Raw genomic sequence first — 21495 nt, forward strand, 5'->3', positions numbered from 1 at the left:
CTCGACTGTGAAACTTCAACCACTACTGGCCCTGGGCCTGACGATTCTGGCTGCCTCCACCCAAGCCTTCGGCGGCGCCACGCTGGACCGCATCGAGCAAAAGAAAGAACTGGTCGGCGTGCTGATGGAAAGCTATCCGCCCTTCTCGTTCCTCAATGACCAGAACCAGCTCGACGGTTTCGACGTTGATGTGGCCAAAGCCGTGGCCAATAAACTCGGGGTCAAACTGCGCCTCGAAACACCGTCCTGGGACGTGATCGCCGCCGGCCGCTGGAGCGGGCGCTACGACATTTGCATCTGCTCCATGACCCCGAGCAAGGCCCGCGCCGAAGTCTTTGATTTCCCGGTCGAGTACTACGCCTCACCTGCGGTGATCGTGGTCAACGCCAAGGACGACAGCATCCACAGCGCCAAGGACCTGAGCGGCAAGAAAGTCGGCCTCACCAGCGCTTCCAGCTACGAAAGCTACCTGAACAAAAACTTGGTGATCGAAGGCGCCGAAGACACGCAGTTGCAGTACCCGTTTGAAAACGTGCAGATCGCCCCGTACGACACCGACAACGTGGCGTTCCAGGACCTGGGGCTGGGCGCTGGCGTGCGACTGGATGCGGTCCTCACCAACCTGGTCACCGCGCAGCCGCGCCTGACCGAAGACAAACGCTTCAAGCTTGCCGGCGAACCGCTGTACTCGGAGCCAAACTCGGTGGCCATCGAAAAAGGCGATGCACAGTGGGACGCCAAGGTGCGTGACGTCTTCGCGCAACTGAAACAGGACGGCACCCTGAGCAAACTCTCGCAAAAATGGATCGGCGCCGACATCAGCAAATGACTTCCTTTCCCAACCCACCTCAGCCGCCACAACCGGTGGCTGAGTCCCGGCTGCAACGGATCTTCGGTTTTCGCACGCGGCTGTACCTGACCTGGGCGGCAATGCTGGGACTGTTCGCCAGTTTCTTCCTGAGCTTCGACCTGAAGTTTTCGATCATCCTCGACAAGCTGCCCAACCTGATCGGCCTGCACCTGGCGCCAAACGGCTTTCTGCAAGGCGCGGCGCTGACCCTGTTTTTGTGCCTGTGCTCAATCGTCGCGTCGTCGCTGCTGGGCTTCATCACCGCCCTCGCACGGCTGTCGAAAAGCGCCGTGGCCTTCGGGATTGCGAGTTTCTACGCCTCGTTCTTTCGCGGCACTCCGCTGCTGATCCAGATCCTGCTGATCTACCTCGGCCTGCCGCAACTCGGCATCGTGCCGGGCGCCGTCGTCGCCGGCATCATCGCCCTGTCGCTGAACTACGGCGCCTACCTCAGCGAAATCTTCCGCGCCGGCATCCTCGGCGTCCCCCACGGCCAGCGCGAAGCCTCGCTGGCACTGGGCATGCGCGAAACCGTGATCTTCTGGCGCGTCACCCTGCCGCAAGCCATGCGCACCATCATCCCGCCGACCACCAATCAATTCATCTCGATGCTCAAAGACTCGTCACTGATCTCGGTGATGGGTGTTTGGGAGGTGATGTTTCTGGCGCAGTCGTATGGGCGCTCGAGCTATCGCTACATCGAGATGCTGACGACGGCCGCGGTGATTTATTGGGTGATGTCGATTGGGTTGGAGCTGATTCAGGCGCGGATGGAGCGGCATTATGGGAAGGCGTATTTGAGTCGAAGTTAGGTAAAAAATCACCGTCTTCGGGTATGGGCACTTCTGACGTTTCTAACATTCGTTGAGAATTCCTGTAAGAAAAAGCGCCTTGGCAAAACCGATAAATACGGCCATCCCCATTTTGCTGTTCTTTTTCCACGCAACCATCCGACGCCGCCTGCATCGCTGCCGGACGCAGCTGACATCGGCACATATAGCCTCCCTTTTAGAGTTTGGCCTCCTGTCAAAAGAGGCCGAATTCGATGCCCGTTCAACACAAATACCGACCCAAACACCTCGCATTTTCGATAGCACTTGCCGTGGGCTGCGCTGAATTCGCGGCGGCCCAACAAACCAGTACCGATCAAACTTCCGCACCTTTCGAAACGTCCGAAGACTTGATTATGGAACTCGATGCGCTCATCGGAGCTGCCGATACCCAACCCCACTTGATCAACAAAATCGCGGAGTGGCGAAATCTGCAGTTGGATGAGCGTAACGATCTGGTCAGCGTCCTTTCCGGAGGGGGCATGACCAAGCGACTGGACGGCGGTGGTGGCATCAACGTCATCAGACTCGATCACACCAAAGGGGGCACATTGGGCGAAACCCGGGATTTCGCTGGCCTGGATATCAAACAGGGTACGTGGACCCTGAATGGCGGCAAGGACTCCGGAGACTTCCAGATCGGTGCCTTAGTGCGTCCTCAGGCGATGCTCACCAATAACGGACATATCGAAGGGCGCGCAGTCGCTCAAGGCACGTTGGTGAACAACGGCAGCATCGGCGGAAACGTCGAGGTGTATGAGTCGGGAACCTTCAGTGGCAAGGGCCGTGTAGGAGGGCTGGACGTAAGCGGCGGGCTTGTCGTCAATCGACAACTCGGCGCACCTGTCGTAGCGGGCGACATGAAACTGTCCAAGACCGCAGTTCTGACCTATGAAGTAAATGCCGATGGCCGAGGTGAGACGATCAAAGTCGATGGCACGGCGAGCCTTGGCGATGCAACCCTGAAAATTGCCGCAACTGGTGATTTTCCGCAAACAAGCCAGTACACCCTCATTGAGGCGACCGACGTCGTGGGGCGTTTCGGCGACATCGAAAACAACCTTGTTTTCATGACACCTGAACTGAATTACGACGACCCGAGAATTGTCAGCCTGACCTACGCACGTAACGATGTACCTTTCGAGAGCATCGCGGATACGGAAAGTGGCAAGCAGTTCGGTGCCAGCATTGAAGAGCCAACGGCCACCCAGACCGAACAAAAAACCTCCAGCACGGCCAATGCCGCCGTCGCCGCCCTGCTCGGATCCGATCGAGCTACCGCTGCCCACGCCCTCGAAATTCTGGCCGGCGACAGCAACGCCAACCTCGCCAAGGCGACCTTGAACAGTGACGGCCCGATAAGCGCCACCCTGCTCTCGGCCATGCGCCAGCTCGATAGCAACAGTGTTTCCAATAATCAGAATGGTGCGCCTCGACTGGCAGCCGGCAGCGATGCCAATGGCCGAGTCTGGCTCCAGGCGCTGGGACACAGTGGGAAACTGGATCGCGACTATGACCCGCTGCAGCACTCCACCCACGGATTGGCGATAGGTGCCGACTGGCAAATTGATGAGCAATGGCGTCTAGGCCTGATGGGCGGTCAATCCCGCACTCGCCAGAAGAGCCGCGAGTTGGACGGCAATCTGGACAGCTGGCACTTGGGGGCTTACGCACTTCGCCAGAACGGGCCAATGTCCCTGCGCTTGGGCGCGACTTACAACAACCATGATGGCAGCAGCACGCGCCGGGTCGAATTTTACGGTTTCAAGGATCGACCCAAGGGCCGTTACGAGGCCAATACCCAACAAGCCTTCGCAGAGGTGGGTTTCAACCTTGGCCGCGCCAGCGTCATCATCGAACCGTTTGCCAGTCTTGGGTACCAGCGCTATCAACGCGACAGTTTCACTGAGAAAGGAGGCGATGCTTCGCTGAAAGTCCACGATCAATCCGAGGAAAACTTCAGCAGCACATTCGGCCTGCGTCTGGCGAAGCTCAATACGCTGGATAGCGGAATGCAACTAACACCGCGTTTCAGCGCAGGCTGGAAACACACGTATGGCAAGGTCTACACAGAAACCAGGCAACGCCTTGTCACCGGTGGCAACGACTACAGCGTCTACAGTGCGCCACAGGATCGGGACAAACTGATGGTCGATGCGGGTGTGGACCTCAGGCTTTCAGCACGTAACACGATTGGAGTGGGGCTCTCGGGTGAAATGGGCAGCGATAGCCGCACTCATGGCGTAATGGGTCAGTGGCGGATGGCGTTCTGATCAACCACTGACACATCACCATACCTGCTCGCGCTAGCGGAGGATCTGCCAATGAAGAGGCTGAATGTCACACCGTAATCGCGAGCAGGCTCGCTCCCACATGGGTCATGTGGTGCCTTGAATAACTGGCGAAAAAAAAGGGGAGCACATGCCCCCCCGAGGTTTAAAGCGTTGTATCGAGGCTGTTAACTCAGCCTTCGATCTCGATCAGGATTTCGCCCGGGTTGACCCGGTCGCCCTTGGCCACGTGGATGGCGGTGACTTTGCCGGCGATGGCTGCCTGCACTTCGGTTTCCATCTTCATCGCTTCGGTGATCAGCACGGCCTGGCCGGCTTTCACAACGTCGCCTTCCTTGACCAGCACGTCGACGATGTTGCCCGGCATGGTGGTGCTGACGTGGCCCGGTGCAGTGGCTTGTTTGCGCTTGCTGCTGCCACCGCTGACGAATTCGTTGAGTGGTTCGAACACCACTTCTTCCGGCATGCCGTCGATGGACAGGTAGAAGTGACGCTTGCCTTCAGCCTTGACGCCGACACCGGTGATGTCGACTCGGTAGGTTTCACCGTGGACGTCGATGACGAACTCGGTCGGCACGCCTTCACCGCCGGCAGAGGCTACGCCGCCCGCTTCCGGAATCGGCAACAGCACTTCTGGAGTGAGGGTGCCGGCAGCGCGTTCCTCGAGGAATTTGCGACCGATGTCCGGGAACATCGCGTAGGTCAGAACGTCTTCTTCAGACTTGGCCACGGCACCGATTTCGGCACGCAGCTTGGTCATTTCCGGCTTGAGCAGGTCAGCCGGACGAACGTCGATCACTTCTTCGCTGCCGATGGCCTGGCGGCGCAGTTTTTCGTTTACGGTGCCTGGCGCCTTGCCGTAGCCGCCTTGCAGGTAGAGCTTCACTTCGTTGGTGATGGTTTTGTAGCGCTCACCAGCCAGCACGTTGAAGAACGCCTGGGTGCCAACGATCTGCGAGGTCGGGGTTACCAGCGGCGGGAAGCCGAGGTCTTCACGAACACGCGGGATTTCGGCCAGCACTTCGCTCATGCGGTTCAGCGCGCCCTGCTCTTTGAGCTGGTTGGCCAGGTTGGAGATCATGCCACCCGGTACCTGGTTGACTTGCACGCGGGTGTCGACGGCGGTGAATTCGCTTTCGAACTGGTGGTACTTCTTGCGCACGGCGTAGAAGTACAGGCCGATCTCTTGCAGCAGTTCCAGGTTCAGGCCGGTGTCGAATTCGCTGCCTTTAAGGGCGGCGACCATCGACTCGGTGCCAGGGTGGCTGGTGCCCCAGGCGAAGCTGGAGATCGCGGTGTCGATGTGGTCGGCACCGTTTTCGATGGCCTTCATCTGGCACATCGCAGCCAGGCCAGCGGTGTCGTGCGAGTGAATGAACACTGGCAGCGACTGCTCGGCTTTCAGTGCCTTGACCAGTTCACCTGTGGCATATGGGGTCAGCAGGCCGGCCATGTCCTTGATTGCCACCGAATCGCAACCCATGGCTTCCATTTGCTTGGCCTGGTTCACGAATGCCTCGATGGTGTGCACCGGGCTGGTGGTGTAGGCGATGGTGCCTTGGGCGTGTTTGCCCGCCGCTTTCACCGCTTCGATGGCCACGCGCAGGTTACGCACGTCGTTCATGGCGTCGAAGATGCGGAACACGTCGATGCCGTTGACCGCCGCCTTGGCGACGAAGGCTTTGACCACGTCGTCGCTGTAATGGCGGTAGCCCAGCAGGTTCTGGCCACGCAGGAGCATTTGCAAACGGGTGTTAGGCAACGCCGCGCGCAATTGGCGCAGACGCTCCCACGGGTCTTCTTTGAGGAAGCGTACGCAGGCGTCGAACGTCGCGCCGCCCCAGCATTCCAGCGACCAGTAGCCGACTTTGTCGAGCTTGTCGCAGATCGGCAGCATGTCTTCGGTGCGCATGCGGGTGGCGAGCAGCGATTGGTGGGCGTCGCGCAGGATTGTGTCGGTAACGTGGATTTGTTTGCTCATTGTTCTATTCCTCACAGGCCTGCGTGGGCGGCGATGGCGGCGGCGATGGCCAGGGCCAGCTCTTCGGGTTTGCGCTTGATCGAGTAATTGGTCAGTTCAGGGTGGCTTTCAACGAAGCTGGTATTGAACTGGCCGCTACGGAATTCCGGGTTACGCAGGATTTCCTGGTAGTACGCGGCGGTGGTCTTGACCCCTTGCAGACGCATGTCGTCGAGGGCACGCAAGCCACGGTCCATTGCCTCTTCCCAGGTCAGCGCCCACACCACCAGTTTCAGACACATGGAGTCGTAGAACGGCGGAATGGTGTAGCCGGTGTAGATCGCCGTATCGGTACGCACGCCAGGACCGCCGGGTGCGTAGTAACGGGTGATCTTGCCGAAGCTCGGCAGGAAGTTGTTTTTCGGGTCTTCGGCGTTGATCCGGAATTGCAGCGCGAAACCGCGGTGCTGGATGTCTTCCTGTTTCACCGAAAGCGGCAGGCCGGACGCGATGCGGATCTGCTCACGCACGATGTCGATGCCGGTGATTTCTTCGGTGATGGTGTGCTCAACCTGCACCCGGGTGTTCATCTCCATGAAGTACACCTCGCCCTCGGCGAGCAGGAACTCCACAGTGCCGGCGTTCTCGTAACCCACCGCCTTGGCTGCGCGCACCGACAGGTCGCCGATGTAGGCGCGCTGTTCCGGGGTCAGTTGCGGGCTCGGCGCGATCTCGATGAGTTTCTGGTTACGGCGCTGGATCGAGCAGTCACGCTCGAACAGGTGCACCACATTGCCAAAGCTGTCGCCGAGGATCTGCGCTTCGATGTGTTTCGGGTTGACGATGCATTTTTCCAGGAACACTTCCGCCGAACCGAAGGCCTTGGTGGCTTCGGAAATGACCCGAGGGAATGCTTGTTCAAGTTCTTCTCGGCTGTCGCAGCGACGGATACCACGGCCACCACCACCGGAAGTCGCCTTGAGCATCACCGGATATCCGATGCGGTCGCCTTCGACCAAGGCTTCGGCGATGTCCGCGACGTTGCCCTCGGTACCCGGGGTGACGGGTACGCCAGCCTTGATCATGCTGCGACGGGCTTCAGTCTTGTCGCCCATGCGGCGAATCACTTCAGCCGATGGACCGATGAACTTGATGCCGCGTTCTGCGCAGATATCTGCCAGCTCAGCGTTTTCCGAGAGGAAACCGTAGCCGGGATGCAACGCATCACAACCGGTTTCTACTGCCAGATTCACCAGCTTGCGCGCATTCAGGTAACCGGCCAGTGGCTCGGCACCGATGCTGTGGGCTTCATCCGCACGCTTCACATGCAAGGCATGGCGGTCGGCGTCGGAATAGATCGCAACCGAGCGAATGCCCATCTCGGCGCAGGCTCGCACGATTCGTACGGCAATCTCACCACGGTTGGCGATCAGGATCTTTGTTATCACTTGGAGTTTCCCTTGAGCCGGTGGTACCCACGACCTGCTAGACCAGGTCGACGCGTGACCAAATGTTTCAATTCAGTCGCAGGCCCACACTAGCCCCAGCAAGGGATTAACAAAAATGATTAATTATTGGGTCAGGCATAAGTAAAGACTTATAGTTGATGCATCAGCCTGCGGCAGGAGCTTTAAGATAATGCGTAAGTCATTGATGCGTATGACATTGCGTCAATTGCAGATCTTCAATGAGGTCTGTGATTTACGGTCTTACAGCCGTGCGGCGGACGAAATGTCGCTCACACAACCTGCCGTGAGCCTGCAGATTCGTCAACTTGAGGAGCTGATTGGTCAGCCTTTGTTCGATTACGTCGGCAAAAAACTCTACATGACCGAAGCGGCTGAAGCGCTTCAGCGGGCCAGCCGGGATATTTTCGGGCGCCTGGAAAACCTCGACATGCAGCTGTCGGACATGCAGGGATCACTGCAGGGGCAACTGAAACTGGCGGTGGAATCCAGCGCCAAGTATTTCGTGCCGCACCTGTTTGCCGCGTTCAAACGTCAGCATCCGGAAGTGAACCTGCAACTGACCGTGGTCAACCGTGGGCAAGTGATCCGCCGTCTCTCCGACAACCGCGACGACCTGGTGATCATGTCCATGGTGCCGCAGGACATGGGGCTGGAGTTCCTGCCGTTCCTCAACAATCCGATCGTGGCCGTGGCGCCGCCGGATCATCCGTTGTGCCATATGGGGCCGTTGCGCTTGCAGGACCTTGAACCCTACACGCTGCTATTGCGCGAGCCCGGCTCGGGTACGCGACTGGCGTGCGAAGAGTATTTCAAAGAGAAGCGCGTGCATTTCAACCAGACCCAAGAGGTCGCATCGGCCGAAGCCCAGCGTGAATGTGTACTGGCGGGTCTGGGCGTCGCGCTGTTGACGCGCCACGCCCTGAACCTGGAGTTGGCGACCGGCGGACTGATCGAGTTACCGGTCGAAGAACTGCCACTGTTTCGCAGCTGGTGCCTGGTGCAGGCCAAGGCCAAACGGCTGTCGCCGGTGGCCCACGCATTCCTTGCGTTTATCCGCAGCGAACGGGTGCAGATCAGCGCCCTGGTTGAGCGTTTCGACGGGAAGTTGCGGGAGCTGCCTGCCAGTAGTTGAGTTCCAGCTCGGGAAAATCACCGATCTCGGCCAACAACTGGCGGCGTTCGCAGCGATCTTCGATAGCGCGACGAAATTCCATGCGCCGCTGGTCTTCTTGCTGACGACGGGTTTTGACGGCGCTGTTGCGTTCTTCGTAGGGCTGGGCCATTTCGAGTCTCCCAAGGCGATTACGGGAGTTACAGGATGGGCGCGAGGGATGACGGTTTGGCGGCTTGTGCGTTACAGGGATGTGAATCTTCGGCGTTTTCGATGACGCCATCGCGAGCAGGCTCGCTCCCACATTTGACGGAGTTGTCCTGACGGACGCGGCCCCCTGTGGGAGCGAGCCCGCTCGCGATTAAGGTCGGAACGACCTTACGACGACGTCAGTCGTCCAGGGCTTTCACCGATTTGGGCGACAACCGCAAGCTGCGCAGGCTGCGCTTGACGCTCTTGAGGTGGTTGACCAGGCTCGGCCCGCGCGCCATGGCCACGCCCATCGCCAACACGTCGATCACCACCAAATGAGCGATGCGCGAGGTCAGCGGTGTATAGATTTCGGTGTCTTCATGCACGTCGATTGCCAGGTTGACGGTCGACAGCTCGGCCAACGGCGTCTGGCTCGGGCACAAGGTGATCAACGAGGCGCCGCTTTCGCGCACCAGGTTGGCTGTGATCAACAGATCCTTGGAACGCCCGGACTGGGAAATGCAGATCGCCACGTCAGTCGGCTTCAAGGTGACCGCCGACATCGCCTGCATGTGCGGGTCGGAATACGCGGCCGCCGTCAGCAGCAACCGGAAGAATTTGTGCTGGGCATCCGCCGCCACCGCACCTGACGCGCCAAAGCCATAAAACTCGACACGCTGGGCCTGGGACATCAGCGACACCGCCCGCTGCAATTCCACCGGGTCGAGCTTCTCGCGAACCTCCATCAGGGTGTGCAGTGTGGTGTCGAAAATTTTCAGGCTGTAGTCGGCGACCGAATCGTCTTCATGGATCGCGAACTGGCCGAAGCTCGCACCGGCCGCCAGGCTTTGCGCCAACTTCAGTTTCAGATCCTGAAACCCGGAACAACCGATGGCGCGGCAGAACCGCACGATGGTCGGCTCGCTGATGCCCACGCTGTGGGCCAGGTCGGCCATGGAGCTGTGCATCACCGCCGCCGGGTCAAGCAGCACGTGGTCGGCGACCTTGAGCTCCGACTTGCGTAACAGGTGGCGTGACTGGGCGATGTGTTGCAGCAAATTCAAGGGGCTGGACTCTTTGTTATTGGCAGGCGCCGGGGATGTAGCAAGCTTGTAGTTATACTACATGAATTGGCTTTTTGCCTGCTCAATGCGCAACCGAATCCCTCGTTTTCAGGCGTGCGCGCTTCATGTAGCACTCATTATCAGAGCTGCAGCGCAACCGCAGCACACCCTTAGGCTAACAACCCTCCCTCATCGACTCACTAAAAACAGCAGGGTCTTAGTTGCTATAAGAGCAAAAAACAAAACACTCAAACTTACAAATGCAAATAACAACCCTCTTCCAAAAACAACTTCGACTAGTTACCTTAATCGTGCAGGAAGCAATCAAACTTAATTAAAGGAGTTACACACTATGAGCATTAAAACCAAAGACTGGACCGCACAAATTGATCGTATGCCTGGCGCAGCTTCTTTCCGCGCTTTCGGTACCGTAACCGTTGCACACACAGGCATTACTCCCAAGCTGGTAATGACCGATCTTCAGGATAAATCCTTTGATCTGCGACTGGAGTTGATTCTTGAAAACTCCAACGAAATTTCGCTGCAAGTTGAAACAGACAAAGTTGTCGAATATAAGTCGCTGGGCAATTCCAATGTTTCCGGTGTGAGCATTTTCTATAAAGGTGAAAAAATTCACCACATCGATAAAGTTCTGATTACAAACTAAGTCTATAAACACCTTCCCGCCATTTACGTGGCGGGAAGGTGTGATTGTGCGACACACCTTCAGTCGGCGGATTGCGCTCGCAGAAGGTCCGCCAACCCACCCGCTTCTATCGGGCGACTGATCAAATACCCCTGCACCTCATCACAACGCTCAGCCTGCAAAAACTCAAGCTGCTCCGACCGCTCCACGCCTTCAGCCACCACCTTCAACGACAACCCGTGGGCCATCGCAATGATCGCCCGGGTGATCGACGCATCCACGCTCCCCTCCCCCAGGCCGCGAATGAATGCCTGATCGATCTTCACGTAATCCACCGGGATGCGCTTGAGGTAGCTCAGCGACGAATAGCCGGTGCCGAAATCGTCGATGGCCAGCTTCACCCCAAGATCACGCAGCTGCTGGAACGTCGCGATGATGTGCTCAACGCTATCCAGCAACTGGCTTTCGGTAAGCTCCAGTTCGAGGTAGTGCGGTGCCAGGCCGGTTTCTTCCAATACCTGACGCACCAGGCTGACCAGCTTGCCCTGGCGCAACTGATGCACCGACAAATTGACCGATACCCGAATCGGTTCCAGCCCCTGGCGCTGCCATTCGCAGGCTTGCCAGCACGCCTGTCGCAACACGAATTCGCCGATCGGGCCGATCAGCCCGGTTTCTTCGGCCAGGCCGATGAAGTCCGACGGCGGCACGCGGCCCATGGTCGGGTGGTCCCAGCGCACCAATGCCTCGGCGGCATTCAGCCGGCCGGTGGCGAGGCAAAGCTTGGGTTGGTAAAACACTTTCAGTTGTTTTTCTTCAATGGCTTTACGCAGCTGGTTTTCCAGCTGTAAGCGCTCAAGCGTGCTGGCTTGCAGACTGTCGGTGTAGAACTGGAAATTGTTGCCGCCCAAGTGTTTGGCATGTTGCATGGCCATGTTCGACTGACTCACCAGCGCGGAGATTTCCCGTGCGTTGTCCGGCAGCATGCTGATGCCCATGGACGCGCTGACCACCAGCTCATGTCCCTCGACGGTCACCGGCAAACGCAGCTTGGCCGACAGGCGAGTCGCCACCCGCGCCAGACTCGAAAGGTTGCCGTAAGCGTCGAACAGCACGGCGAACTCATCGCCGGACAATCGGGCGATGGTGTCTGCTTCCGGCAGTGCGTTGACCAGCCGCCGGGCCATTTTCTGCAACAGTTGATCGGCGATTTCATGGCCAAGGCTGTCGTTGAGCAACTTGAAGCGATCAAGGTTGATGTGCAACAACGCCAGACTGCGCCCGCCCTGGCGCACGCGCTGATGGGCTTCACGCAACCTTTCGCGGAACAACGAACGGTTGGCCAGGCCAGTCAGTTCATCGTAGTGAGTCAGGTAGCGCATGCGCTCTTCAGATTCGCGCCGCGCCGAGAGATCGGCGAAGAAGCCGACGATATGGCTGACATTTCCCCGCGTATCGCGCACGGCGTTCAATTGCAGCCATTGCGGATACAGCTCGCCGTTCTTGCGCGTTTCCACCAGCTCGCCCTGCCAACTGCCGTGTTGCTCCAGCGCCTGATGAATCGCCCCGTAGTGGCGACGGGCATCGCGACTGCACGGCAGTTCCACGACGTTGCGCCCGAGCATGTCGTCGATGTCATAGCCCGTTAAGCGGCTGAACGCCTGGTTTACCGCGATAAGTGCGTAATTCGGATCGAAAATCATGATGCCTTCGCTGGCGGCTTCGAACACCGTCGCCGCCAGTTGCTGCTGCGCTTCCAGCATCTTGCTGGCGCTGATGTCGCGGCGGGTGCCGACCATGCGGATCACCCGACCGCCGTCACTGCGCTCCACCGCTCGACCGCGGTCTTCGATCCAGACCCAATGACCATCGCCATGGCGCACGCGGTATTCGATCTGATAGTCCTCGCTGCGGCCCTTCAGATGCTCGACCAGTGCGCGCCTCAGCGACGGCAAGTCCTCGGGATGCAGGCGCGGCTTGAGGTGACGCAGCATGGCCGTCACGAATTCCGGCTCCAGGCCGAACAACTCTTGAATATGGGTGTGATGGACTTCGTCGGTTTGCAGGTTCCAGTCCCACAGCCCCAGTTCACTGGCCTTCAAGGCCAGCGCCAGGCGCGCCTCGCTTTTGCTCAGGGCCTGGTTGGCAGCATCCAGCTCCAGGCTGCGCTGGGCGACGCGGCTTTCCAGTCCAATCTGAATTTCTCGCAACTCGTCTTCGGCACGACGGCGCTGATCGATTTCTTTGGCAAGATCATGGTTCAACTGGTCGCTGCGGCTCTGGGCCTGCTGCAAGTGCTCGATCAAGGCCTGATTCTGGAAGCGGCGCAACAACCCGCGATCAATCAGCCGATTGACCTGCCAGGCGACCACGCTCAACGCTCCCAGCAAAATCAGGCCGAACCAGCCCCAGCCCTGCTCCTGCTCGTCACCGCCCCAGAACAGGTAGGCGATGGCCGGTAACAGGCACGGTAAGGTAAAGGACAGGAAGGCTGGCAGGCTGACGGCGTAAGCGACGCTGGCCGAGAGGGCTGCCGCGCCGATCAGGCCGAACACCCAGGCTTGCTGGATGAAATTGTCGGCGGGCACCAGAGCAATGCCGGCGCCGGCCAGGGTCAGGCCGGTCATGGCCGAACCGAGCAAAAACATGCGACGCCAGACTGGATGGGCCTGGCGGTTGGGAATGGCCGAATCGAAAGCGGCGACCTGAATCACCCGCAGCGCCACCAGCGACAACAGCCACACCAGCCAGACGCTGACCAGGAAGTAGCGCTGCGGACTCCAGAGCAATCCCGCACACACCAGGCCATTGATCAGCATGAACAGCGTCGGCAGCAGCGAGCCTTGATAAAGCAGGCGCGTGCGCTCGACCGCCATTTCCATGGCGTACTGTTTGCGGATAACCCGGGGCTCCACAGTGGGGCCCGACAGGTCGGAGCTGAGGGTCATAGGCAATGTTCTTGTTCTTATAATGGTGAGCATGAGCCCGAAACGTGGACGGAGCATACACAAGCCAATGCCCTTACCAAACTGCTCCAGATCATAATTTCTGCAAAAGTCCGGAGCCCTTTTACCCCCTGGAAACGCTGGAAGCGAGCCCCGCCAACGCCTGCAGCCAGTGACCGACCGGTCGTCCTCCGCGTATCTTTCATCGGCTAAAGCAAAGCGGGGTTTGCCCGGTGTGGCGCCGCCCCCTAGAATGCCCCGATGCGCGATGATCTCTCCCTTCTGCTGAACTCCCTCAACGATGCCCAACGCCAGGCCGTAGCTGCCTCCGTGGGTCGTCAGTTGGTCCTGGCCGGTGCTGGTTCCGGTAAAACCCGAGTGCTGGTGCACCGTATCGCCTGGTTGATCCAGGTCGAAAACGCCTCGCCCCACTCAATCCTGTCGGTGACCTTCACCAACAAGGCCGCTGCCGAGATGCGTCATCGCATCGAGCAGTTGATGGGTATTAACCCGGCCGGCATGTGGGTCGGCACTTTCCACGGCCTGGCGCACCGCTTGCTGCGGGCGCACTGGCAGGAAGCCGGCCTGAGCCAGACCTTCCAGATTCTCGACAGCGACGACCAGCAACGCCTGGTCAAACGCGTTATTCGCGAATTGGGTCTGGACGAGCAACGCTGGCCGGCCCGTCAGGCCCAGTGGTTCATCAACGGGCAGAAAGACGAAGGTCTGCGTCCGCAACACATTCAAGCCAGCGGCGACCTGTTCCTGGCGACCATGCGCAGCATTTATGAGGCCTACGAGGCCGCGTGCCTGCGCGCTGGCGTGATCGACTTCTCCGAATTGCTGCTGCGCGCCCTCGACTTGTGGCGCGATCACCCGGGATTACTGGCGCACTATCAGAAGCGCTTCCGGCACATTCTGGTGGACGAGTTCCAGGACACCAACGCCGTGCAGTACGCCTGGCTGCGACTGCTGGCCAAGGGTGGCGACAGCCTGATGGTGGTGGGCGACGACGATCAGTCGATCTACGGCTGGCGCGGCGCGAAAATCGAGAACATCTATCAGTACTCCGACGATTTCCCGGACGCCGAGACCATTCGTCTGGAGCAGAACTACCGCTCCACCGCCGGCATCCTCAAGGCAGCCAACGCCCTGATCGCCAACAACACCGGGCGCATGGGCAAAGAGCTGTGGACCGACGGCGGCGAAGGCGAAGCGATCAATCTGTACGCGGCGTTCAACGAACACGATGAAGCACGCTACGTGGTGGAAACCATCGAAAGCGCGCTGAAAACCGGCTTGGCTCGCAGCGATATCGCGATTTTGTACCGCTCCAACGCCCAATCCCGCGTTTTGGAAGAAGCCTTGCTGCGCGAGCGCATCCCTTACCGCATCTACGGCGGTCAGCGCTTCTTCGAGCGGGCTGAAATCAAGAACGCCATGGCTTACCTGCGTTTGCTGGAAGGTCGTGGCAACGATGCAGCACTGGAGCGGGTGATCAACGTTCCGGCACGCGGCATCGGCGAAAAAACCGTTGAAGCGATTCGCGACCATGCGCGCCACAGTGATGTGTCGATGTGGGAAGCCATGCGCCTGCTGGTCGCCAATAAAGGCCTGACCGGTCGCGCAGCAGGTGCGCTTGGCGCGTTTATCGAGCTGATCGAGAACCTCGCCGCCAAGTGCATGGAAATGCCGCTGCACCTGATGACCCAGACCGTCATCGAGCAGTCCGGACTGATTGCCTATCACGAAGCGGAAAAAGGCGAAAAAGGCCAGGCCCGGGTAGAAAACCTTGAGGAACTGGTCAGCGCAGCGCGCAACTTCGAGAACGCAGAAGAAGACGAGGACCTGACCCCACTGGCGGCGTTCCTCGGTCATGCGTCACTGGAGGCGGGTGACACTCAGGCCGATGAGCACGAAGACAGCATTCAGCTGATGACATTGCACAGCGCCAAAGGCCTGGAATTCCCTTACGTGTTCCTCGTGGGCATGGAAGAAGGCCTGTTCCCGCACAAGATGAGCCTGGAAGAGCCGGGTCGTCTTGAGGAAGAACGTCGTTTGGCCTACGTCGGCATTACCCGGGCAATGCAGAACCTGGTGATGACCTATGCTGAAACCCGACGCCTGTATGGCAGCGAAACCTACAACAAGGTCTCGCGTTTCGTACGTGAAGTGCCGAAAGGCCTGATTCAGGAAGTGCGCCTGTCCAACAGTGTCAGTCGCCCGTTTGGCGGCGGCCAGCAGCAGAGTTCCAGCAGCCTGTTTGGCGGCAGCGAGATTCCCGACACCGGGTTCAGCCTCGGTCAGACCGTACGGCATTCGGTGTTTGGCGACGGCGTGATCCTGAACTTCGAAGGTGCCGGCGCGCAGGCCCGGGTGCAGGTGAACTTCAGCGAAGGCAGCAAGTGGCTGATGTTGGGCTACGCCAAACTGGAAGCGATCTGAAGGCTTTTCTGTAGGAGCGAGCCTGCTCGCGATTGAGGGCACCGCGGGTTATCTAATAGACCGAGGTGCGACTATCGCGAGCAGGCTCACTCCTACAGGGGTTTGGGTTTGAACCACTTCGGCAAGTTGATCTTATAAAGGCGCGAACCATGGGCTCGGGTTTCTTTTCTTCCTGGACGTTCTGGGCCCTGATGTCGGCAGCCTTTGCCGCCATGACCGCGATTTTTGCCAAAATCGGCATCGAAAACGTCAACTCCGACTTCGCCACGTTGCTGCGCACCGTGGTGGTGTTGGTCAGCCTGGCCTTGATTTTGTACGCCACGGGCCAATATCAGTCATTAGGATCGATCTCGGCCAGGAGCTACCTGTTCCTGCTGCTGTCGGGACTGGCCACCGGCGCCTCGTGGATCTGCTACTTCCGCGCATTGAAACTGGGGCCGGCCTCGCTGGTCGCTCCGGTGGACAAACTCAGTGTGGTGTTGGTGGCGGTGCTCGGCGTGATCTTGCTGGGTGAAAAACTCGACCTGCGCCAATGGGGCGGAATCGGCCTGATCACGGCCGGTGTGGTCATGCTGGCGCTACGACGCTAAGCCCCTTCCTACAGAACCTATCCACTCGTCCTACGGACCGAAGTAAACAGGCCTTATTGCCCTGACTGAAGCTGAACACGACCTGTCAGGCAAAAGCCCGAAACACTCTGCCGCTAGCCAGTAACACTTCAGCTGTGCAACATGGCGCGCGTGCCATCCACAAATGGGAATTCCCTTTATGAAACGTTTTCTTAGCATCGCCATGGCGTTGTGCATCGGCCTGACGATGAGCCTCGACGCCAACGCCAAGCGCTTTGGTGGCGGCAAGAGCTCCGGCGCTGCGCCGACTCACCAGACCAGCCAAATGGCTCCTTCTTCTGCTGCAGGTGGCGCTGCTGCCACTGCAGGCGCGGCCGGTGCCGCTGGCGCTGCCGCCAAGGCCGGCGGTGCTTCGCGCTGGCTCGGCCCTCTGGCCGGTATCGCGGCCGGTGGCCTGCTGGCTTCCATGTTCATGGGCGGCGGCTTCGAAGGCATGCAGATCTTCGACATCCTGATCATGGCCGTCATTGCCTTCCTGGTCTTCCGTTTCATCGCCGCTCGTCGTCGCAAGCAACAGGAGCACCTGGCTCCGGCTGGCGCACCAATGCAGCGTGAAGTGTTCGAGCAGAAGCCAAGCGCCATGGGTTCGATCTTCGGTGGTTCGGCCGCTCCGGCTGCCGCCCGTCCGGTCATCAACGCGCCAGCCTGGTTCAATGAAAAGAACTTCATTGAAGCGGCCCGCAACCACTTCCAGTCCCTGCAGCAACACTGGGACGCCAACGAAATGGACAAGATCGCCGAGTTCGTGACCCCGCAGCTGCTTGAGTTCCTCAAGCGCGAACGTGCCGATCTGGGTGAGGGTTTCCAGTCCACCTACATTGATAACCTCAATGTTCAACTGGATGGCGTCGATGATCGCGCCGACAAGACCATCGCCACCCTGACCTTCAGCGGCGTGTCGAAAACCTCGCGTTTCGACCAGGGCGAAGTGTTCAGCGAAAGCTGGAACATGGAACGTCCACAGGGTGAAAACCAGCCTTGGCTGGTTGCCGGTATCCGCCAGAACGGCTGAACCGACCTGCGTTAGATGTGTCGCAACAAAAACCCCGGCCTAGTCCGGGGTTTTCTATTTCACGGTTGCATCTATAGCGAGCTACTGTATAAACCGCCCCAACTAAACCGCGCCATACAAGCAAGAGGATCCCGGACGTGGAAGAAATCATCGAACAACTGCGTGAAGCCAACGAACCGGTACCGGTCCCCTTGGAGCTGCCCGACGAAGATCTGCTGGTCGAAATCGAAGAACAACTGTTTATCGACATTCCGTTTGTTTTCAGAGAATTTTTGCTGACCGTCAGCGACGTGGTCTACGGCAGCCTGGAGCCGGTGACCGTCACCGACCCGCAATCCCACACCTACCTGCCGGACGTTGCCGCCAACGCCTGGGACGCCGGTGTCGATCGCAGCCTGATCCCGATCTGCCAGGACGGTGACGACTACTACTGCGTCGAAGAAGACGGCACTGTAGTGCTGTGGCAAGCCGAAGAAGAGCTGATCGCCGAAGAAACCTGGGAATCGGTGTGGCACTGGGCACGAGACGTCTGGCTGGAAAGCTGAGCCGTCTGACGCGCCGCGTGGTCAATGCCCCGAAGATTCCTTGTGATTGTCCAGGGTTTCCAGCAAGGCCACCTGCATCCGCGTGTGCACGCGGATGAACCAGCGCCAGAGCAACGCCGCCACGGCGGCCGCGACCACGACAATCAGCACCAGTAACTTGTTGGTCGGCAGAATACTGGCCGACAAGGCTGCCAACAGCAGGAAGATCACCAACAGCGAAAGGATCGGGATCACCTCGGCGATCACCCGACGCACTCGCTGCGTGTGACGGCCGGCCATCTCCGGTTTCACGCCCATCTCCGCCAACAACATCGACAGCGCCTTGAGCTTGCGATAGGCGGCGATCAGGAACGGCAGCGACAACAGCAATGCCCCGCCCCAAATCAACGCCTTCTGCCAGCTCGGGTCGCTGATCCAGTCCTGCAAATAGGGCGACATCCGCTCGGCAAAAAAAGCGCCCGAGAAGAAAATCGCAATCACCAGCGCCAGATTGACCCCCACCTGCAACAGAATCCTGCGGATCATCGACGCCAGTAGCGCACCCTCGCCCTGAGGCTGGATGCTCCGCAGCCATTCGCCATACATCCCCAATACACGGCCCAACCGCTGCGGCATCACGCCAGCCAGTTTGATGGACAGCGGATCAGCGGCGCGGATCAGATACGGCGTCAGCAGCGTAGTGATCACCGACACCGCCACGGCGACCGGGTAGAGGAAGTTGCTGGTGACCTGCAGGGTCATCCCCAGTGCCGCGATGATGAAAGAAAATTCGCCAATCTGCGAAAGACCCATCCCCACGCGCAGTGAGGTGCGTCCGTCATTGCCGGCGATAAAAGCACCGAGGCCGCAGGACAACATCTTGCCGAGAACCACAGCGACGGTAATGACTGCGATTGGCCAGGCGTATTGCAGCAGGATCATCGGGTCGAGCATCAGCCCGATGGCGACGAAAAAGATTGCACTGAACAGGTCGCGAACCGGCTCGATCAGTCGCTCGATCTTCAACAATTGCCGCGACTCGGCCATGATCGCGCCAATCAGGAACGCGCCGAGCACCATGCTGTATTCGAGCTTGACCACCAACAGGCAGAAGCCAAAACACAGGCCCAGTACGGTGATCAGCAGCATCTCGTTGCTTTCGAATTTGGCCACGTAGGCCAGCAGGCGCGGCACCAGCAGAATCCCGATCACCAGCGCGACGATCATGAACAGCGACAGTTTGCCAACCGTGGAAAACACTTCGCCGGAACTGACCGTGCCACTGACCGCGATGCTCGACAGCAAGGCGATGATTCCGATGCCGAGAATGTCCTCGACGATCAGTACGCCGAAAATCAGCTGCGCAAAACGCTCGTTTTTCATCTTCAGGTCATTGAGCGCCTTGACGATGATGGTGGTCGATGAGATGGCCAGGATCGCGCCGAGGAACAGCGAGTCCATGGTGTTCCAGTCGAACCAGCGGCCGATTTCGTAGCCGATCCAGATCATCAGCACGATTTCCAGGAACGCCGCGATAAACGCCGTGGCGCCGACCTTGAACAGTTTGCGCAGGCTGAACTCCAGGCCGAGGCAGAACATCAGGAAAATCACCCCGAGCTCGGCGAGGGTCTTGATGGTGTCTTCGTCGTGGATCAGGCCGAAGGGTGGCGTGTGCGGGCCGATGATGAACCCGGCGACGATGTAGCCGAGGACGACCGGTTGTTTGAGGCGGTGAAACAGTACGGTCACCACGCCTGCGACCAGCATGATCACTGCCAGATCCTGAATAAAACTGATGGCATGCATGGCGTGGGGCTCCTTAAGGTCGACTTTCGGAGGTTAACACCGCGACTTCCGCCAGAAAGGCGGTGCAATATATGGAAACAGATCGATCCGGCGTGACGGCGATCACCCGCCCGGCGTCCCGATAACTGTGGTTTGAAAAAACCGAACAGGCACCCGCAGAGGTGCACTCCTCCGAAACCTGCCTTGAACCGTGAGAACGTTATGGAACCCGGAAACGCCCAGCTGTCGATGACGGTACTGATGACTCCCGACATGGCCAACTTCTCTGGCAATGTCCACGGCGGCACCTTGCTCAAGTACCTGGACGAAGTGGCCTACGCCTGCGCCAGCCGCTATGCCGGCCGCTACGTGGTGACCCTGTCGGTGGATCAGGTGATTTTTCGCGAGCCGATCCATGTCGGCGAACTGGTGACCTTCCTGGCGTCGGTCAACTACACCGGCAACACCTCCATGGAGGTCGGCATCAAGGTGGTGACCGAAAACATCCGCGAGCGCTCGGTGCGCCACACCAACAGCTGCTTCTTCACCATGGTCGCGGTGGATGACGACCGCAAACCGGCCGCCGTACCGCCGCTGCAACCGCAGAACAGCGAAGACAAACGCCGCTACATGCAGGCCCAGCAGCGTCGGCAGATTCGTCAGGAGCTGGAAAAGCGGTATCAGGAGATCAAGGGCGACGCCTGATACGTTTGACCGTTAAATCGCATTCGCGGGCAAGTCGGATCGCCGCACCGCTCGCTCCTACAGGGATCGCATACAAACTGTAGGAGCGAGCGGTGCGGCGATCCGACTTGCCCGCGAAGCTTTTAAAGGCTGATCGCGGTGGCCTCAAACCGCACTCGCGGATGCGCAATACGGTCCTGCGCCCGCACCAGCTCCAACTCGTAACTGGCGCACGCCTGAGTCTCCAGCAGCACTTCATGCACCGCCGACGCAGCAAATTCGAACGCCGCCACCAGGCTGTCTCCCAGCAGTACACGCGCCAGAAACAGGCCGGATGTCAGGTCGCCAACGCCCACCGGTTGACGCGGAAACGCCAGCATTGGACGTCGCAGGTGCCAACTGCCTTCGTTCGTCACCAGCAACATCTCGAACACATCCTCCGGTTTGCCGGGATAGGCCAGATGCTTGACCAGCACCGCCTGCGGACCACGCGCCAGCAACGCTTTCGCCATGGCCAGGCAATCAAACAGCGACTGCGGCTTGCGGCCCGAGAAGCTGTCCAGCTCCAGTTGGTTCGGGCACATGAAGTCCGCCATGGCTGCCGCTTCTTCCAGCAGAAAATCGCTGACTTCGGCCGGCACGCTGCACCCCTTCTCTGGATGGCCCATCACCGGGTCGCACAGATACAGTGCCTTGGGATTCATCGACTTGATCCGCGCCACGCCCGTCAGGATCGCCCGGCCCTGGGCGGCACTGCCGAGGTAACCGGACAACACCGCATCGCAATTGCCCAACTCGCCAATCGCTGCGATGCCTTCGACCAATTCGGGAATCTGCTGCGGTGCCAGCACGTCGCCCGCCCATTGCCCGTATTGGGTGTGGTTGGAGAACTGCACGGTATTGAGCGGCCAGACATTCACCCCGACCCGCTGCATCGGGAAAACCGCGGCGCTGTTGCCAGCGTGGCCGAACACCACGTGGGACTGAATGGCGAGCAGATGGGGCGTACGTTTCATGCGGTGAGTTTTCCGTAAACCGATTGAAATTCAAGCCGCGCA

At 59.3% G+C, this 21495-nt stretch carries 17 protein-coding genes; 10 read left to right on the forward strand and 7 right to left on the reverse strand.

Annotated features, from left to right (window positions below; translation table 11 throughout):
• Positions 1-7: 7 nt before the first annotated feature.
• The 3 genes from IB254_RS13755 (at position 8) to IB254_RS13765 (ending at position 3953) form a co-directional block, all read left to right on the forward strand.
• The gene (locus tag IB254_RS13755) at positions 8-829 is read left to right on the forward strand and encodes an ABC transporter substrate-binding protein (RefSeq protein WP_008038142.1); all 822 of its coding nucleotides are present in this window, start codon (positions 8-10) and stop codon (positions 827-829) included.
• A complete protein-coding gene (locus IB254_RS13760) occupies positions 826-1662 on the forward strand; it encodes an amino acid ABC transporter permease (protein ID WP_008030736.1) in 837 nt (278 codons plus the stop codon). Before IB254_RS13755 ends, IB254_RS13760 begins: the two co-directional genes overlap by 4 nt.
• Positions 1663-1895: 233 nt before the next feature.
• Positions 1896-3953 carry an autotransporter domain-containing protein gene (locus tag IB254_RS13765; protein WP_192417744.1) on the forward strand — a complete coding sequence of 686 codons (2058 nt, stop codon included), beginning with the start codon at positions 1896-1898 and terminating at the stop codon, positions 3951-3953.
• Between the two features lie 190 nt (positions 3954-4143).
• On the opposite strand, the gene oadA is transcribed toward IB254_RS13765, so the two are convergent.
• Positions 4144-5952 carry a sodium-extruding oxaloacetate decarboxylase subunit alpha gene (gene oadA, locus IB254_RS13770; RefSeq protein WP_008038148.1) on the reverse strand — a complete coding sequence of 603 codons (1809 nt, stop codon included), beginning with the start codon at positions 5950-5952 and terminating at the stop codon, positions 4144-4146.
• A gap of 11 nt (positions 5953-5963) precedes the next feature.
• Positions 5964-7379: an acetyl-CoA carboxylase biotin carboxylase subunit gene (locus IB254_RS13775; RefSeq protein ID WP_008030739.1), complete on the reverse strand. Its 1416-nt coding sequence runs from the start codon at positions 7377-7379 to the stop codon at positions 5964-5966.
• A 190-nt stretch (positions 7380-7569) separates the two neighbouring features.
• Between IB254_RS13775 and IB254_RS13780 the strand changes: the two genes are divergently transcribed.
• Entirely contained in the window at positions 7570-8532 is a 963-nt protein-coding gene (locus IB254_RS13780) for a LysR family transcriptional regulator (RefSeq protein WP_008038154.1), read from the forward strand.
• Here IB254_RS13780 and IB254_RS13785 read toward each other — a convergent pair.
• Both IB254_RS13785 and hexR read right to left on the reverse strand, forming a co-directional pair.
• On the reverse strand, positions 8474-8683 hold the full coding sequence (locus IB254_RS13785) for a PA3496 family putative envelope integrity protein (RefSeq protein WP_008030742.1): 210 nt from the start codon (positions 8681-8683) through the stop codon (positions 8474-8476). The two genes, IB254_RS13780 and IB254_RS13785, sit on opposite strands and share 59 nt — an antisense overlap.
• 217 nt (positions 8684-8900) lie before the next feature.
• Positions 8901-9767: a transcriptional regulator HexR gene (gene hexR / locus IB254_RS13790; RefSeq protein WP_008027445.1), complete on the reverse strand. Its 867-nt coding sequence runs from the start codon at positions 9765-9767 to the stop codon at positions 8901-8903.
• Between the two features lie 352 nt (positions 9768-10119).
• On the opposite strand from hexR, the gene IB254_RS13795 reads away from it, so the two are divergent.
• Entirely contained in the window at positions 10120-10434 is a 315-nt protein-coding gene (locus IB254_RS13795; protein WP_192417745.1) for a hypothetical protein, read from the forward strand.
• A gap of 59 nt (positions 10435-10493) precedes the next feature.
• Here IB254_RS13795 and IB254_RS13800 read toward each other — a convergent pair whose 3' ends face one another.
• Positions 10494-13361, reverse strand: coding sequence for an EAL domain-containing protein (locus IB254_RS13800; RefSeq protein ID WP_192417747.1), 2868 nt, complete (start codon positions 13359-13361; stop codon positions 10494-10496).
• Between the two features lie 258 nt (positions 13362-13619).
• Between IB254_RS13800 and uvrD the strand changes: the two genes are divergently transcribed.
• The 4 genes from uvrD (at position 13620) to IB254_RS13820 (ending at position 17989) form a co-directional block, all read left to right on the forward strand.
• Positions 13620-15803 (forward strand): DNA helicase II, encoded by a 2184-nt coding sequence (gene uvrD / locus IB254_RS13805; protein WP_008027451.1) that lies wholly within the window; start codon positions 13620-13622, stop codon positions 15801-15803.
• A gap of 149 nt (positions 15804-15952) precedes the next feature.
• Positions 15953-16393 (forward strand): EamA family transporter, encoded by a 441-nt coding sequence (locus IB254_RS13810; protein WP_007934436.1) that lies wholly within the window; start codon positions 15953-15955, stop codon positions 16391-16393.
• A gap of 178 nt (positions 16394-16571) precedes the next feature.
• Entirely contained in the window at positions 16572-17444 is an 873-nt protein-coding gene (locus IB254_RS13815; protein WP_192229995.1) for a Tim44 domain-containing protein, read from the forward strand.
• A gap of 137 nt (positions 17445-17581) precedes the next feature.
• Complete coding sequence (locus tag IB254_RS13820) at positions 17582-17989, forward strand: SMI1/KNR4 family protein (protein ID WP_003187120.1); 408 nt, start codon at positions 17582-17584, stop codon at positions 17987-17989.
• A gap of 21 nt (positions 17990-18010) precedes the next feature.
• Here IB254_RS13820 and IB254_RS13825 read toward each other — a convergent pair whose 3' ends face one another.
• Positions 18011-19774, reverse strand: coding sequence for a cation:proton antiporter (locus IB254_RS13825; protein WP_192417749.1), 1764 nt, complete (start codon positions 19772-19774; stop codon positions 18011-18013).
• A 201-nt stretch (positions 19775-19975) separates the two neighbouring features.
• Here IB254_RS13825 and IB254_RS13830 point away from each other — a divergent pair, with 201 nt between their 5' ends.
• Positions 19976-20458 carry an acyl-CoA thioesterase gene (locus tag IB254_RS13830; RefSeq protein ID WP_008027457.1) on the forward strand — a complete coding sequence of 161 codons (483 nt, stop codon included), beginning with the start codon at positions 19976-19978 and terminating at the stop codon, positions 20456-20458.
• A 122-nt stretch (positions 20459-20580) separates the two neighbouring features.
• On the opposite strand, the gene pdxY is transcribed toward IB254_RS13830, so the two are convergent.
• Entirely contained in the window at positions 20581-21453 is an 873-nt protein-coding gene (gene pdxY, locus IB254_RS13835; RefSeq protein ID WP_192417750.1) for a pyridoxal kinase PdxY, read from the reverse strand.
• Positions 21454-21495: the final 42 nt, after the last annotated feature.

The sequence above is a fragment of the Pseudomonas sp. PDM03 genome (assembly GCF_014852385.1).
GTDB lineage: Bacteria > Pseudomonadota > Gammaproteobacteria > Pseudomonadales > Pseudomonadaceae > Aquipseudomonas > Aquipseudomonas migulae.

Excerpts from the sequence above, each read along its gene's own strand:
- IB254_RS13760 (WP_008030736.1), top strand. The coding sequence starts at position 826 with ATGACTTCCTTTCCCAACCCACCTCAGCCGCCACAACCGGTGGCTGAG.
- IB254_RS13765 (WP_192417744.1), top strand. The coding sequence starts at position 1,896 with ATGCCCGTTCAACACAAATACCGACCCAAACACCTCGCATTTTCGATA.
- oadA (WP_008038148.1), bottom strand. The coding sequence starts at position 5,952 with ATGAGCAAACAAATCCACGTTACCGACACAATCCTGCGCGACGCCCAC.
- IB254_RS13780 (WP_008038154.1), top strand. The coding sequence starts at position 7,570 with ATGCGTAAGTCATTGATGCGTATGACATTGCGTCAATTGCAGATCTTC.
- IB254_RS13785 (WP_008030742.1), bottom strand. The coding sequence starts at position 8,683 with ATGGCCCAGCCCTACGAAGAACGCAACAGCGCCGTCAAAACCCGTCGT.
- IB254_RS13795 (WP_192417745.1), top strand. The coding sequence starts at position 10,120 with ATGAGCATTAAAACCAAAGACTGGACCGCACAAATTGATCGTATGCCT.
- IB254_RS13800 (WP_192417747.1), bottom strand. The coding sequence starts at position 13,361 with ATGACCCTCAGCTCCGACCTGTCGGGCCCCACTGTGGAGCCCCGGGTT.
- uvrD (WP_008027451.1), top strand. The coding sequence starts at position 13,620 with ATGCGCGATGATCTCTCCCTTCTGCTGAACTCCCTCAACGATGCCCAA.
- IB254_RS13810 (WP_007934436.1), top strand. The coding sequence starts at position 15,953 with ATGGGCTCGGGTTTCTTTTCTTCCTGGACGTTCTGGGCCCTGATGTCG.
- IB254_RS13815 (WP_192229995.1), top strand. The coding sequence starts at position 16,572 with ATGAAACGTTTTCTTAGCATCGCCATGGCGTTGTGCATCGGCCTGACG.
- IB254_RS13825 (WP_192417749.1), bottom strand. The coding sequence starts at position 19,774 with ATGCATGCCATCAGTTTTATTCAGGATCTGGCAGTGATCATGCTGGTC.
- IB254_RS13830 (WP_008027457.1), top strand. The coding sequence starts at position 19,976 with ATGGAACCCGGAAACGCCCAGCTGTCGATGACGGTACTGATGACTCCC.
- pdxY (WP_192417750.1), bottom strand. The coding sequence starts at position 21,453 with ATGAAACGTACGCCCCATCTGCTCGCCATTCAGTCCCACGTGGTGTTC.